This window comes from Janthinobacterium lividum (assembly GCF_011601275.1).
Taxonomy (GTDB): domain Bacteria; phylum Pseudomonadota; class Gammaproteobacteria; order Burkholderiales; family Burkholderiaceae_D; genus Janthinobacterium; species Janthinobacterium lividum_E.
In genome coordinates, this window is record NZ_JAAOLY010000009.1 from 17,508 (window position 1) to 30,317 (window position 12,810).

Annotated in this window: 16 protein-coding genes; 8 read left to right on the top strand and 8 right to left on the bottom strand. The window is 63.4% G+C overall.

The genetic code is table 11. From position 1 onward, the window contains the following. Positions 1 to 29: 29 nt before the first annotated feature. Both pyrE and GYK42_RS14920 read left to right on the top strand, forming a co-directional pair. On the top strand, positions 30 to 692 hold the full coding sequence (gene pyrE, locus GYK42_RS14915) for an orotate phosphoribosyltransferase (RefSeq protein ID WP_071325453.1): 663 nt from the start codon (positions 30 to 32) through the stop codon (positions 690 to 692). Between the two features lie 13 nt (positions 693 to 705). Next, a complete protein-coding gene (locus GYK42_RS14920) occupies positions 706 to 1,032 on the top strand; it encodes a low molecular weight protein tyrosine phosphatase family protein (protein ID WP_205711412.1) in 327 nt (108 codons plus the stop codon). Here the strand turns inward: GYK42_RS14920 and GYK42_RS29740 are convergent. Together GYK42_RS29740 and GYK42_RS14930 are read right to left on the bottom strand one after the other, a co-directional pair. Continuing rightward, on the bottom strand, positions 968 to 1,330 hold the full coding sequence (locus GYK42_RS29740) for a GNAT family N-acetyltransferase (RefSeq protein WP_431190175.1): 363 nt from the start codon (positions 1,328 to 1,330) through the stop codon (positions 968 to 970). The two genes, GYK42_RS14920 and GYK42_RS29740, sit on opposite strands and share 65 nt — an antisense overlap. Further along, complete coding sequence (locus GYK42_RS14930) at positions 1,228 to 1,971, bottom strand: sulfite exporter TauE/SafE family protein (RefSeq protein WP_166448134.1); 744 nt, start codon at positions 1,969 to 1,971, stop codon at positions 1,228 to 1,230. The genes GYK42_RS29740 and GYK42_RS14930 overlap by 103 nt, the downstream gene beginning before the upstream one ends. 125 nt (positions 1,972 to 2,096) lie before the next feature. On the opposite strand from GYK42_RS14930, the gene GYK42_RS14935 reads away from it, so the two are divergent. From GYK42_RS14935 to GYK42_RS14955, 5 genes are all read left to right on the top strand, one after another. Continuing rightward, positions 2,097 to 2,990 carry a LysR substrate-binding domain-containing protein gene (locus GYK42_RS14935; RefSeq protein ID WP_166448135.1) on the top strand — a complete coding sequence of 298 codons (894 nt, stop codon included), beginning with the start codon at positions 2,097 to 2,099 and terminating at the stop codon, positions 2,988 to 2,990. Positions 2,991 to 3,011: 21 nt separating this feature from the next. Beyond that, positions 3,012 to 3,878 (top strand): alpha/beta fold hydrolase, encoded by an 867-nt coding sequence (locus GYK42_RS14940; protein WP_166448136.1) that lies wholly within the window; start codon positions 3,012 to 3,014, stop codon positions 3,876 to 3,878. Positions 3,879 to 3,973: 95 nt separating this feature from the next. Continuing rightward, a complete protein-coding gene (locus GYK42_RS14945) occupies positions 3,974 to 4,165 on the top strand; it encodes a YqaE/Pmp3 family membrane protein (RefSeq protein WP_034749384.1) in 192 nt (63 codons plus the stop codon). A 59-nt stretch (positions 4,166 to 4,224) separates the two neighbouring features. Beyond that, positions 4,225 to 4,689 (top strand): carboxypeptidase-like regulatory domain-containing protein, encoded by a 465-nt coding sequence (locus GYK42_RS14950; protein ID WP_166448137.1) that lies wholly within the window; start codon positions 4,225 to 4,227, stop codon positions 4,687 to 4,689. Continuing rightward, complete coding sequence (locus tag GYK42_RS14955; RefSeq protein ID WP_166448138.1) at positions 4,689 to 5,018, top strand: hypothetical protein; 330 nt, start codon at positions 4,689 to 4,691, stop codon at positions 5,016 to 5,018. Before GYK42_RS14950 ends, GYK42_RS14955 begins: the two co-directional genes overlap by 1 nt. A 6-nt stretch (positions 5,019 to 5,024) precedes the next feature. On the opposite strand, the gene GYK42_RS14960 is transcribed toward GYK42_RS14955, so the two are convergent. The 6 genes from GYK42_RS14960 to gatC all read right to left on the bottom strand — a co-directional run bounded on the left by GYK42_RS14960 (position 5,025) and on the right by gatC (position 11,330). Continuing rightward, entirely contained in the window at positions 5,025 to 6,062 is a 1,038-nt protein-coding gene (locus GYK42_RS14960) for an oxidoreductase (RefSeq protein WP_166448139.1), read from the bottom strand. 86 nt (positions 6,063 to 6,148) lie between these two features. Continuing rightward, entirely contained in the window at positions 6,149 to 7,396 is a 1,248-nt protein-coding gene (locus tag GYK42_RS14965) for a M56 family metallopeptidase (RefSeq protein WP_166448140.1), read from the bottom strand. Then, positions 7,393 to 7,776 carry a BlaI/MecI/CopY family transcriptional regulator gene (locus tag GYK42_RS14970; RefSeq protein WP_046683490.1) on the bottom strand — a complete coding sequence of 128 codons (384 nt, stop codon included), beginning with the start codon at positions 7,774 to 7,776 and terminating at the stop codon, positions 7,393 to 7,395. Before GYK42_RS14970 ends, GYK42_RS14965 begins: the two co-directional genes overlap by 4 nt. 191 nt (positions 7,777 to 7,967) lie before the next feature. Next, positions 7,968 to 9,443: an Asp-tRNA(Asn)/Glu-tRNA(Gln) amidotransferase subunit GatB gene (gene gatB / locus GYK42_RS14975; RefSeq protein WP_346768096.1), complete on the bottom strand. Its 1,476-nt coding sequence runs from the start codon at positions 9,441 to 9,443 to the stop codon at positions 7,968 to 7,970. A gap of 46 nt (positions 9,444 to 9,489) precedes the next feature. Beyond that, positions 9,490 to 10,974 carry an Asp-tRNA(Asn)/Glu-tRNA(Gln) amidotransferase subunit GatA gene (gatA, locus tag GYK42_RS14980; RefSeq protein WP_166448142.1) on the bottom strand — a complete coding sequence of 495 codons (1,485 nt, stop codon included), beginning with the start codon at positions 10,972 to 10,974 and terminating at the stop codon, positions 9,490 to 9,492. A 53-nt stretch (positions 10,975 to 11,027) separates the two neighbouring features. After that, on the bottom strand, positions 11,028 to 11,330 hold the full coding sequence (gene gatC, locus GYK42_RS14985) for an Asp-tRNA(Asn)/Glu-tRNA(Gln) amidotransferase subunit GatC (protein WP_046683487.1): 303 nt from the start codon (positions 11,328 to 11,330) through the stop codon (positions 11,028 to 11,030). A gap of 351 nt (positions 11,331 to 11,681) precedes the next feature. Here gatC and GYK42_RS14990 point away from each other — a divergent pair, with 351 nt between their 5' ends. Further along, on the top strand, positions 11,682 to 12,725 hold the full coding sequence (locus GYK42_RS14990; RefSeq protein ID WP_010393186.1) for a rod shape-determining protein: 1,044 nt from the start codon (positions 11,682 to 11,684) through the stop codon (positions 12,723 to 12,725). The last annotated feature ends 85 nt before the right edge of the window (positions 12,726 to 12,810 follow it).

The following is a 12,810-nucleotide window of genomic DNA, read 5'->3' on the forward strand; positions in this document are numbered from 1 at the left end:
TACAGGCACTTTTAAAAAATGAGGCTAATGTGAATAATTTACGCCAGCAGTTTATCGCGTTTTCAGTATCCAAGGGAGTCTTGCGGTTTGGCGAGTTCACCACCAAGGCCGGGCGATCATCGCCGTACTTCTTCAATGCGGGCCTGTTCCACGACGGCGCCACCCTGGCCGAGCTGGCGCAGTTCTACGCGCAGACCCTGCTCGACTCGGGCGTGGAATTCGACATGCTGTTCGGCCCCGCCTACAAGGGCATCACGCTGGCGTCGGCCACCGCCGTGGCACTGGCCGGCAAGGGCCGCAACACCTCGTTCGCCTTCAACCGCAAGGAAGCCAAGGACCACGGCGAAGGCGGCACCATCGTCGGCGCCAAGCTGCATGGCAAGGTTGTCATCATTGACGATGTGATCTCGGCCGGCACCTCGGTGCGCGAATCGGTGGACATGATACGCGCCGCCGGCGCCGAACCGTGCGCCGTGCTGATCGCCCTGGACCGCATGGAGCGTTCCGGCCCGGACGGCCAGCTGTCGCCAAGTTCTGCCGTGCAGGAAGTGTCGAAACAGTACGGCATCCCCGTCATCTCGATCGGCAACCTGGACGATTTGTTCGGCTACCTGAATGGCGCGGGCGCCGATCCGGAACTGCTGAAGCATAAAGAGGCTGTTTCCGCGTACCGCACGCGCTACGGCATCTAAGGTTCAGGCGCGCTTGAACGTCCTGTTCGTTTGCAGCCGCAACCAGTGGCGTAGTCCCACGGCGGAGCGAGTATGGCGCCGCCATCCCGACCTGTCCGTGCGTTCGGGCGGTACCAGCCCGAACGCGCGCCATCCCGTCAATGCGAATGACCTGGCCTGGTGCGAGGTTATTTTTGTGATGGAAGAGAAGCACAAGTCGCGCCTGCGCGCGCAGTTTGGCCGCCTGCTCGAGCACAAGATTATCCATGTGCTCGACATCCCCGACGAGTATCAATTCATGCAGCCGGAGCTGGTCGAACAGCTCGAACTGTCGGTCGCGTCCATTCTCGGCCTCGATTGACCCAGCGCACTTGCGCATAGCGCCGCAGGATTTCGCGCATCAATGCCCTGGCCACGCCGCGATGGCGAAACGGCGGTTTCACGAACAGCATATTGAGCGTGGCTTGCGCGCCGCAGGGACTGAAATCGAGCATGGCTACCTGCTGCCCATCGATGCAGGCCGACAGCGCATGCTCGCCCGCAGCCGTTACTTTGATCACGCCAGCCATGGTTTGACCGCCGCATGCAGGCCCAGGGCGAACAGCCCGACAAAAAAGCACCGCTTGAACACCTGTTGCGCAATGCGCCCGCGCAGCCATTGACCGGCCAGCATGCCGGCCAGCGCCGGCAGCAGCGCATACGCGGAGGTCCAGGCCGCACCGAGACTGAAGTCGCCGTGCAGGGCCAGGCTGGCCGCCAGCGCCACGGTCGAAGCCGTAAACGCCAGGCCGAGCGCCTGCACCAGCGCATCGCGCGCCAGCTCCAGTCCCTGCAGATACGGCACGGCGGGGATGACGAACACGCCCGTGGCGGCCGTCACCAGCCCCGTCGCGGCGCCCGCCATGGGCCCCAGCCAGGCTTCGTGGCGCGCCGGCACGCGCAGCTGCAGCGAGAATACTCCCGCCAGCGCATACAGCATCAGCGCCACGCCCAGCGCGACGACGGCCCAGGCGCCGCTGTCTTTCGGCAGCAGGGAGCCGCCCGCCACGGTACCGGCCATGACGGCGGCCAGCATGGGCCACAAACGGCGCAGCAGGACGCGCAGGCCGGGGCCGGCCGCCAGCTGCCACACGTTCGTCACCATCGATGGCACGATCAGCAGGGCGGCTGCCTGCACGGGCGGCATGACAAGGCTGAGCGTGCCCATGGCCACCGTCGGCAAGCCCAGTCCGACTACGCCCTTGACGAAGCCAGCGACGAGGAAGCTGGCGCCGACGGCCAGCAGGAATGAGGTCTCCATTTTTTCTATTCCACAGTGAGCTGCGTGGATTCTGCGCGCGCTTGCGGATTTCGCCAAGGCGGATTATTTTGAGTCAGCCTTAGTTAAATGCGAAGGCTGGTAAGATGGCGAAAAGGAGAGCTGGCATGCGCTTTGATCTGGTCGATTTGCAGCTGTTTGTCAACGTGGTGGAGGCGGGCAGCCTGACGGCGGGCGCCGCGCGCAGCCATCTCGCATTGGCGTCGAGCAGCGCGCGCGTGCGCGGCATGGAAGAGATGTTGGGCATGCCTTTGCTGCTGCGCGGGCGGCGCGGCGTGGAACCGACGCCAGTGGGGCAGACCTTGCTGCATCACGCGCGCCTGGTGCTGCTGCAAATGGAAAAAATGCGCGGCGAACTTGGCGAATTTGCGCGCGGCTTGAAAGGGCAGTTGCGCCTGCTGTGCAATACGGCCGCGCTCAGCGAATTTTTGCCCGAGGCGCTCGGGGCTTTTCTCGACCGCCATCCGAACCTGACCATCGACCTGGAAGAGCGTCTCAGTTACGATATCGTCAAGGCCGTTTCGGAGGGGCTGGCCGACATGGGCATCGTGTCCGACTCGGTCGACATGCGCGGCTTGCAGACGTTTCTGTTCCGCCCCGACCGGCTGGTGGTCATCGCCGCCGCCGACGGCGTGCACCACCGCGCGCTCGGCCAGGATGGCGTCGTCGATTTTGTCAGCGTGCTGGATCACGATTTCATCGGCCTGGCCGACGACAGCGCGATGCAGCAATACCTGGGCATGCATGCGGCGCGCCTGGGGCGTCCGCTGAAGGTACGCGTGCGCCTGCGCAGCTTCGATGCCGTCTGCCGTATGGTGGCCAGCGGCGTGGGCATCAGCGTGGTGCCGCTGGCGGCGGCCAGCCGCTGCCAGCAGACGATGGCGCTGCGTTGCCTGGAATTATCCGATCCCTGGTCGGTACGCAATCTCACGATCTGCGTACGCCAGTTCAGTGAATTACCCCTGTATGCGCGCCAGTTGATCGATCATCTGAAGGCGTGACAGGGCATGACAGGAGCAGCGATGCGTTTTTCAGAAGACAAGATGGCCAGCCTGCTGTGCAGCGACCGGGTCGAGCGGCCCATCCACATCTGGCAGCCCGAGCATCCTCGTGCAGTGATCCTCGCGATCCACGGCGGCATGGCGCACGCGGGCGACTACGTCACGCCGGCGCTCTACTTCCGCCAGCACGGCATCGCCACCGTCAGCTTTGACATGGTGGGCCATGATGGAAAGCGCAAGGTGGACATTCCCTCGTTCGACGCCTTCCTCGACGACGAGGAGCTGTTCCTCGCCTGGATCAAGAAAACGTATCCGGGCTTGCCCGTGTTCGTCATGGGCCATTCGATGGGCGGCCTGATCGCCACGCACCTGGGGCTGCGGCGCTTTGCGGGCGATCCAGCGATCAAAGGCTTCATCATTTCATCGCCGTATTACGTGAATGCGATTCCCGTGCCGAAGGTGCTGCAGATGCTGTCGGGCTGGCTGGCGCAGCGCTTCCCCACGATGAAGGTGCCGCTGGGGAACCTGACCATGCTGCTGACGCACGATCAAACCATCACCGCGCGCCATTTCCAGGACGAGCGCGACGGCATCCGCGCCAGTGCGGCGTCGGTGCGCTTCGCCCATGCCTTGACGCCGGCGCAAAAGGAACTGGCGGGCGGCTTGCCGGACTGGCGCTTCCCCCTGTTCGCCGTGGTGGCGGGCGACGACAAGCTGGCCGACAGCCGCGCCACGGAAAGCCTGCTGCGCAGCGTGCCCGATGGACTGCTCGACTATCACTACTATCCGGCCAATTATCACGAGAATTTCAATGAAGTGAACCGCGACGCCATCTTTGCCGCCATCCTGGCCTGGATGGAAAAACTGCTGGCACCCGTGCCGGCGTGAGGCGCCAGTATCGTTATAATCGGTTTGACTGAATTTACCGCCGGCGCATGCCGGCCCGGTCCCCGCGGCACAGGGGAATACTCAAGGAACGAACGATGCGCTTGCTGATTGCCCTGTTACTCCCGTGGCTGACCTTTTTCACGATCGGCCGTCCGATCGCCGGCATCATTTGCCTGATCCTGCAAATCACCCTGATCGGCTGGCTGCCAGCGACGATCTGGGCCGTGTACGCGCTGAGCCAGTACAAGACGGACCAGAAGATCGCCGAGGCCATGCGCCGGCGCTAAGCTAAGACTGGCCTAAGCTGCGCTTCCTATCTTGATTCAACCGACATGAGGAAAGTGAGATGGCACCAGACAGACGCGGTACCTTGACCCTGGCGGCGGCAATGCTGGCCGCCGGGCTATTGCTGGGAAGTGCGGCGCAGGCCCAAGCCGACAGCGCGCTGCCGCCCGTGCAGAAGAGCGGGGCGGTGGAATACCTGAGCGGCGGTATTGGCCTCGACGAGTCGACGGCCATCAAGAGCGCCAGCCGGCATTGGCCCTTGAGTCTCGTGTTTTCCGTGCAGGCGGCGGGCAAGGCGGAATTTGCCTCCGACGTGAAGCTGGAAATACGCGACGTCAAGGGCGCGCTGGCGCTGGAAACGACGGCCAGCGGACCGTTCCTGCTGGCGAAACTGGCACCGGGCAGCTACACCCTGCGCGCCACCCTGGCCGGCAAGACACTGGAACGCAAGGTGCAGGTCAAGGCGGGCAGTTCCGCGCGGGTGGAGTTGGTCTGGCCGGCGGGAACGAATCAAGGTAAATCCTGATGGCTGGCGACGGCAAGACGCCTGAACAGGGCTTGTCGGCGCGTGGCTTGTCGGCACATATCCTGCCCACGTCGGCGACGATGGTTGGCGTATGCATGACGGTGCTGTCGATCGGGCACCTGGCGCCGCGCGGCGAGGTGCGCGTGGCCATCGACAAGCTGCTCGCTGTCGACGCCATCGTTTTTCTCGTCAGCGCCGTGCTCTCGTTCATGTCGCTGCGCCCCGGCCAGTCGCGCTTGCGCTACGAATGGTGGGGCGAGCTGCTGTTCATCTGCGGCCTGGCCCTGCTGGCGCTGGGCGCCGTGGTACTGGCCTTCGTCATCAACTGAAGCCGATCAGCTGACCGCGAGCACGCGTCCTTCGACGGCGCTTTGCAGCGCCAGTTCGATCAGGCGTATCGTCGCCGCCGCATCTTCGGCCGCCACGGGCGCCGCTGCGCCGTGGCGGATGGCGTCGGCCATGCCCTGGTAAAAGTCCTGGTAGCGGCCCGCCTGCATCTCCAGGTGTTCACAATGCCCGTCCGGCTGCGTGCCCAGATGCAGCGCGCCGCGCACGGGGTCCATGCCCCAGCCTGGCTGGCCCGGCCTGCCGCCCGCCTTCAGGGCGTCTTCCTGCGGATCGAGGCCGAACTTCACGAAACTGCCTTTATCGCCATGCACGGCGAAGCGCGCCGTTGGCGCTTTCACCAGGCAGCCCGCTTGCAGCACCACGCGCAGCCGGTCGTAGTACAACACGATGTGCATGTAGTCGACGGCTTGCGCGCCATCGCGCTGCAGGACGATATCGGCGTACAGCTTTTCCGGCTGGCCGAACAGCTGCATGGCCTGGTCCAGCATGTGCGGACCCAGGTCGTACAGCAAGCCGCCACCGGGTGCGCCGGACTCGCGCCAGCGCTGGCGGATCTCGGGGCGGAAACGGTCGAAATGCGATTCGACGCTGGCGATGCGGCCCAAGGTGCCTTGCGCCAGCAGCGTTTTGAGGGTCAGGAAGTCGCCATCCCAACGGCGGTTGTGGTACACGCTGAGCACCAGCTTGCGTTCTTTCGCCAGCGCGATCAGGCTCTGCGCCTCGGCACTGGAAATGGTGAATGGCTTGTCGACCACCACGTGCTTGCCAGCCTGCAGGGCCGCTTGCGCCAGGCTGAAATGCGCTTCGTTGGGTGCGGCGATGACGACCAGTTCGATGGACGGATCGGCAAACAGCTGCGCGGATTCCGCATATACGGTCGCGTGTGGCCAATCCTTGTGCACAAGCTCCGGCTTGCTCGAGGCGACGGCCGTCAGTTCCAGGGCATCGATGGTGGACAGGACGGGAGCGTGGAAGGTGGAGCCGGCAAAGCCGTAGCCGACCAGGCCGGTTTTGATCTTGTTCATGGCGTGTTCACAGGTGCGTGGAAGAATCCATGATCATACCCGCAAGCGGGCGGCGGCAGCGCTGCTGCGATGCCGCCGCCCAGACATTACTTCAGACTCCAGACGTATTGCGCCTTGACGCTGGCGCTGACAGGCTTGCCGCCAGCGAGGGCCGGCTTGAACGTGCACTTGGCAATGCCGCTGCGCGCCGCCTCATCGAGGGCCGGATGGCCGCTGCTTTTGACGACGCTCGAACCTGTTACCTTGCCGGCGGCATCGACGTCGAAGGACATGGTGACCTTGCCCTCTTCCTTCGCCTGCAAGGATGCGGCTGGGTAGACGGGTTTGCCGCAGACGCCAAAGTCGATGATGGGGCGGCGCTCGAGCACGGGCGCGCTGTCGGCGGCGACGGCCTGGCCGTAGATGCCGAGGCAGGCGCCGGCCAGAGCCAGCAGCGGCACGGCTGTCTTCCAATTCAGGGTTTGTGGTGCGGGGCGCAGCAATCGTTTGATACGTGACATAAGATCTCCTCCGTTGGCCGCCTGGGCCAGGTGGTGGGTTGAGAACTGGAGGCGTTCCAGTTCCGAAAGTGCAAGAGCCAGACGCCGCGGTTCGCCCAGTTGTCTTGCTGCGAAATCATCTGCAATATGTTCGCGTTCGAGGCGCACGCCGCGTGAAATCCACCAGACGGCAGGGTGGAAAAACAGCAGCGCCTCGATGGCGTTTTGCAGCAGGTTGATCAGATAATCGTGGCGCCGGATGTGCGCCAGTTCATGCGCCAGCAGCGCGTCGAGCAGGTGCGGCGGCATGCCGGTCAACAGCGAAGCGGGCACCAGCACCATGGGTCGCCAGATGCCGGCCGTGAGCGGGCTGGCGATGCCGTCGAGCACGCGCAGCCGTACGGGCCGCGTCACGCCCGCATCGTGCGCCATGCGCGACAGCCTTGTCTGCAGTTGTCCATGCGTGGCGCCCGTGTTCCTGGCGCTGCGCTCTATCCACAGCATGCCCAGCGCCATGCGCACGGCCAGCGCGGCGGCGCAAAGGGCCCACACGCCGACGACGGCGCGCAGCAGCAGGTCCAGGTCGGGCAAGCTGTCGGGTGCCAGCAGGGCGGCCGGCAGCAAGGCGCTGGAGTACAGGGAGCCCGCGATATCGCCGCCAGTCAGGCGCAGATACAAGCCCGCCGCCGGCCATGCCAGGCAGGCCAGCAGGGCGCCACAACCGACGGCGTAGCGCGCCTCCGGACGCGCATTGCGCAGGGCAGCCCACGCCAGCGCCGTGGCGCAGCCGATCAGCAAGCCTTGCCACAGGAAGTGCAGCAGGGTCCAGCCCAGCGCTGGCACGAAGCCGCTCATGACTGATCGTCCTTGAGCATTTTTTCGATTTCCTCGCGTTCGGCGCGCGACACGCCCGTGCGCAGCGCCGCCAGCACCAGCGCCTTGGCCGAACCGGCAAAGGCCTTCTGCATCAATTCCTTGAGCAGGTTCGTCTGCAGGCTGTCCTGCGCCTGCGCCGGCGCATACACGTGCGAGCGCTGGCTTTCGTCGCGGATCAGCAAGCCCTTGCCGTGCATGATCTGCATCAGGCGCAGCACGGTGCCATACGTGATGGCCGGCTTGGCCAGCGCCATCGCCTCATGCACCTGCTTGGCCGTGGCGGCGCCCAGCGGCCACAGCGCCTGCAGCAGATCGAGTTCGGCCGCCGTCGGTTTCGGGATGTCGTGCGTCTTGGCCATGCGGTTTTCCTCTTGCCTGAAATTCAATAGGGCTAGATTAAACCTTGTAGACAAAAATGTATACTTTATTTTTCAGCGGCGTATAAACGCCTGTCAGTCTTGGTGTAAAACGTAGACAAGCTTGTTTATGAGTAAATCCGGCAGGCGAAAAAAAAAGACGCCGCAGCGTCTTTTTTTTGGGCGAGTGAAAATTATCCCGCCAGCTTTGCCTTCAGCAGTTCCGTCAGCTGGGCCGGGTTGGCCTTGCCCTTGGAGGCTTTCATGGCCTGGCCGATCAGCGCGTTGATGGCAGCTTCCTTGCCGGCGCGGTACTGCTCCACCGACTTGGCGTTCGCCGCCAGCACTTCATCGACGATGGCTTCCAGGGCGCCAGTATCCGAAATCTGTTTCAGGCCCTTGGCGTCGATGATGGTGTCGACGAGATTGTCGTCGTTCGATTTCGCTTCCCACATGCCGGCGAAGACTTCTTTCGCCGCCTTGTTCGAGATCGTGCCGTCGGCGATGCGCTTGAGCATGGCGGCCAGCTGCGCGGCGGAGACGGGCGCGTCGTCCAGGTCCACGCCTTCGCGGTTCAGGGTCGACGAGACGTCGCCCATCAGCCAGTTGGCGGCGGCCTTGGCGTTTTCCTTGCCGGCCTTGTCCACCACGGCGACGAAGTAAGTCGCCATGGTTTTCGACTGCGTCAGCACCAGCGCATCGTAGTCAGGCAGCGCGTATTCGCTGATGAAACGGGCGCGCATGGCGGCCGGCAGTTCCGGCATCGAGGCCTTGACGGTGTCGATCCACGCTTGCGAGATGACCAGCGGCGGCAAGTCAGGGTCCGGGAAGTAGCGGTAATCCTGCGCGTCTTCCTTGCTGCGCATTTCGCGCGTTTCCTTGCGGTCCGGATCGTACAGGCGCGTCGCTTGCACGACCTTGCCGCCGTCTTCGATCAGCTCGATCTGGCGGCGCACTTCCACGTGCACGGCTTCCTCGATGAAGCGGAAGGAGTTCAGGTTCTTGATTTCGCAGCGGGTGCCGAATTCCTTCTGGCCGACAGGGCGCACGGAGACGTTGACGTCGCAGCGGAACGAGCCTTCCTGCATGTTGCCGTCGCAAACGCCCAGCCACATGACCAGCGAGTGCAGGGCCTTGGCGTAGGCCACGGCTTCGGCGGCGCTGCGGATTTCCGGTTCCGAGACGATTTCCAGCAGCGGCGTGCCGGCGCGGTTTAAGTCGATGCCGCTCATGCCCGCATAGTCTTCGTGCAGCGATTTGCCGGCGTCTTCTTCCAGGTGGGCGCGCGTCAAATTGACCGTCTTGGTGACGAATTTGCCATCCTTTTCGTAGCCGAAGGTCAGGGCGCCGCCGATGACGACGGGGTCTTCGAACTGGCTGATCTGGTAGCCCTTGGGCGAATCCGGATAAAAATAGTTCTTGCGTGCGAAGACCGAGTGCGGCGCGACGGTGGCGCCCACGGCCAGGCCGAAGCGGATCGCGCGGTCGACGGCTTGCTTGTTCATCACCGGCAGCACGCCCGGCAGCGCCAGGTCGACAGGGCTCGCCTGCGTATTGGCGTCGGCGCCGTACTTGATCGGCGAACCGCTGAAAATTTTGGATTCGGTCGTGAGCTGCACGTGGTTCTCAAGACCGATGACGACTTCCCATTGCATAGTGTTCTCGCTTATTTTCTGGTGGCGCCGCCTCGGCGGCGCAAATTTTTTCTTGATTTTCTTAAATGCCGGCAGGGCTGCGCGTATGCCAGTCCGTCACTTGCTGGAACTGGTGGGCCACGTTCAGCAGCTTGGCTTCGCCAAAATAATTGCCGATGATTTGCAGGCCGACAGGGCGCTTGCTATTCTTGTCTCCTGCGCCGAAACCGCAGGGTATCGACATGCCGGGCAGGCCGGCCAGGCTGGTCGACAGGGTGTAGATGTCGGCCAGGTAGTTCGCCACCGGGTCGTCCGTCTTGTCGCCCAGGTCCCAGGCGACGGTCGGCGCGACCGGTCCCATGATGACGTCGCAGACGGCGTTCGGGCCATTCAGGACGGCCTCGAAATCCTGCGCGATCAGGCGGCGGATCTTTTGCGCCTTCAGGTAGTAGGCGTCGTAGTAGCCGTGGCACAGCACATAGGTGCCGACCATGATGCGGCGCTGCACTTCCGGGCCGAAGCCCTGGGCGCGCGACTTCTTGTACATGTCCTGCAAGTCTTTGTACTCGGCAGCGCGGTGGCCGTAGCGCACGCCGTCGTAGCGCGACAGGTTCGACGACGCTTCGGCCGGGGCGATCATGTAATAGGCGGGAATCGACAGGGCCGTGTTCGGCAGCGAGATGTCGACCAGGGTAGCGCCCAGCTTTTCATACTGCGCCAGCGCGCCGCGCACGGCCGCTTCCACGTCCTTGGCCAGGCCCTCGCCGAAGTACTCGCGCGGCACGCCGATGCGCAGGCCCGTCAGGGGCTGTCCCAGCTCGCGCGAAAAGTCTTCCGCCACGCCGCCCTGTTCCGGCGACAGGCTGGTCGAATCGCGTTCGTCGAAGCCGGCCATGGCACTCAAGAGCAGGGCGCAGTCTTCGGCCGAGCGGGCCATCGGGCCGCCCTGGTCCAGCGACGAGGCAAAGGCGATCATGCCGAAGCGCGAGACGCGGCCATACGTGGGCTTGATGCCGGTGATGCCGCAAAAAGCGGCAGGCTGGCGGATCGAGCCGCCCGTGTCGGTGCCGGTGGCTGCCGGCGTCAGGCCGGCCGCCACGGCGGCGGCCGAGCCACCGGACGAGCCGCCTGGCACGGCCGTCTTGTCCCACGGGTTCCGCACGGCGCCGAAGGCCGAGTTCTCGTTGCCGGAACCCATGGCGAATTCGTCGCAATTGACCTTGCCCAAGGTGACCATGCCGGCCGCCTGGAATTTTTCCACCACGGTGGCGTCAAACGGGCTGGCGTAGTTGGCCAGCATTTTCGAGCCGGCCGTCGTGCGCCAGCCTTTCGTGACGAACAAGTCCTTGTGCGCGATCGGCACGCCCGTCAATGGCGTGGCTGTGCCGGCGGCGATGCGCGCGTCGGCGTCAAGCGCTTGTGCCAGGGTCAGGGCACGGTCGACGTGCAAAAAAGCGTTCGAGGTGTCCGCTTCGATGCGGTCGAGGAAATGCGTCGCCAGCGCAACGGCGGAAATTTCCTTGTTCTGCAAAAGCGTGGACAGCTGTTTGATGGATTTTGTATGCATGGCGTTTCTATTTTGATATTCGGCAAAAAGGCGGGAACAACGCAACGGCGTGTTTATTCGATGACCTTGGGCACCAAGTACAGGCCATCTTGTACCTTCGGCGCCACGGCCTGGTAGGCGTCGCGGCGGTTCGTTTCGGTAGCGAGGTCCTCGCGCAGGCGCAGGGCGATATTGTCCATGTGGGCGGCCAGCGGGTGGCTCAGGGGCGCCACGCCATCGGTATTGACGGCTTGCATTTGTTCTGCCAGTGCAAAAATCTTGTTCAATTGGGCCAAAGACGTGACGGCCTGGTCGTCGGCCATTTCGAGTTGGGCCAGGTGGGCGATGCGTTTTACGTCGGAGAGTGTCAGGGACATGGCGAATGGCGCGGAGTGCCGCGCATTAGTATTAAGTTGGCGTTTTGATAAAACGCGGGTATTTACTGCTATTTTGCTCACAAAAATCGAGGAATGCCGCGTAACTCGCGGCTGCAAGAGTCGCACTTTTCCATGGTTTTTGAGCAAATCGCATTCAAATTATAAGGTAGAATGGCGGGTTAATGCGTTGCCGGCGCTGATGGACCGCTGCCGCAGCATAGAAAAGATTGCGCAAGCGCCAAGCGAAACCCGAAAAAATCGCCTCCACGGATTTTCAGGGTGCCTGAAAGCGCCCGCTTTGAAACTCCCCATAAACAGCTTTTGCGCAGCTCGATGCGCTACAGGACACTCATGTTTGGTTTTTTACGCAGGTATATCTCCACCGATCTGGCCATTGACTTGGGCACGGCCAACACCCTTATTTATGTACGCGGCCTCGGTATCGTCCTGGACGAGCCATCCGTCGTCGCCATCCGCCAGGAAGGCGGTCCGAATGGCAAGAAGACCATTCAGGCAGTCGGCAAGGAAGCCAAGCAGATGCTGGGCAAAGTGCCGGGCAATATCGAAGCGATTCGTCCGATGAAAGATGGCGTGATCGCCGACTTCACCGTGACCGAGCAAATGCTCAAGCAATTCATCCGCATGGTGCACGACTCGAAATTCTTCCGTCCATCGCCGCGCATCATCATTTGCGTGCCTTGCGGTTCGACCCAGGTCGAACGCCGCGCGATCCGCGAATCGGCCCTGGGCGCCGGCGCCTCGCAGGTGTACCTGATCGAAGAACCGATGGCCGCGGCCATCGGCGCGGGCTTGCCCGTGTCCGAAGCGACCGGCTCGATGGTGGTCGATATCGGCGGCGGCACGACCGAAGTGGGCATCATCTCGCTGGGCGGCATGGTCTACAAGGGTTCCGTGCGCGTCGGCGGCGACAAATTCGATGAAGCCATCGTCAACTACATCCGCCGCAACTACGGCATGCTGATCGGCGAACAGACGGCTGAAGCCATCAAGAAAGCCATCGGTTCGGCTTTCCCTGGTTCGGAAGTGAAGGAAATGGAAGTCAAGGGCCGCAACCTGTCCGAAGGCATCCCGCGTTCGTTCACCATCTCCAGCAACGAGATCCTCGAAGCGCTGACCGACCCGCTGAACAATATCGTCTCGGCCGTGAAAAACGCCCTGGAACAGACGCCGCCGGAACTGGGCGCCGACATCGCCGAAAAAGGCATGATGCTGACGGGCGGCGGCGCACTGCTGCGCGACCTGGACCGCCTGCTGATGGAGGAAACCGGCCTGCCGGTGCTGGTGGCCGAGGACCCGCTCACCTGCGTGGTGCGCGGTTCCGGGATGGCACTGGAACGTATGGACAAGCTCGGCTCGATCTTCTCCTACGAATAATCGGATCAACGGGCCGGAGAGCGGTTCTCCGGCTTTGGTTTTGGCGCCGGCGTTTGACCGGGGCCTGCACGTTGGCGCACTGCGC

Bases quoted from the DNA above. Each gene is read 5' to 3' on its own strand.
- GYK42_RS29740 (WP_431190175.1), bottom strand. From the start codon at position 1,330: ATGGCTGCGCGGGCGCATTGCGCAACAGGTGTTCAAGCGGTGCTTTTT.
- GYK42_RS14930 (WP_166448134.1), bottom strand. From the start codon at position 1,971: ATGGAGACCTCATTCCTGCTGGCCGTCGGCGCCAGCTTCCTCGTCGCT.
- GYK42_RS14935 (WP_166448135.1), top strand. From the start codon at position 2,097: ATGCGCTTTGATCTGGTCGATTTGCAGCTGTTTGTCAACGTGGTGGAG.
- GYK42_RS14940 (WP_166448136.1), top strand. From the start codon at position 3,012: ATGCGTTTTTCAGAAGACAAGATGGCCAGCCTGCTGTGCAGCGACCGG.
- GYK42_RS14945 (WP_034749384.1), top strand. From the start codon at position 3,974: ATGCGCTTGCTGATTGCCCTGTTACTCCCGTGGCTGACCTTTTTCACG.
- GYK42_RS14950 (WP_166448137.1), top strand. From the start codon at position 4,225: ATGGCACCAGACAGACGCGGTACCTTGACCCTGGCGGCGGCAATGCTG.
- GYK42_RS14955 (WP_166448138.1), top strand. From the start codon at position 4,689: ATGGCTGGCGACGGCAAGACGCCTGAACAGGGCTTGTCGGCGCGTGGC.
- GYK42_RS14960 (WP_166448139.1), bottom strand. From the start codon at position 6,062: ATGAACAAGATCAAAACCGGCCTGGTCGGCTACGGCTTTGCCGGCTCC.
- GYK42_RS14965 (WP_166448140.1), bottom strand. From the start codon at position 7,396: ATGAGCGGCTTCGTGCCAGCGCTGGGCTGGACCCTGCTGCACTTCCTG.
- GYK42_RS14970 (WP_046683490.1), bottom strand. From the start codon at position 7,776: ATGGCCAAGACGCACGACATCCCGAAACCGACGGCGGCCGAACTCGAT.
- gatA (WP_166448142.1), bottom strand. From the start codon at position 10,974: ATGCATACAAAATCCATCAAACAGCTGTCCACGCTTTTGCAGAACAAG.
- gatC (WP_046683487.1), bottom strand. From the start codon at position 11,330: ATGTCCCTGACACTCTCCGACGTAAAACGCATCGCCCACCTGGCCCAA.
- GYK42_RS14990 (WP_010393186.1), top strand. From the start codon at position 11,682: ATGTTTGGTTTTTTACGCAGGTATATCTCCACCGATCTGGCCATTGAC.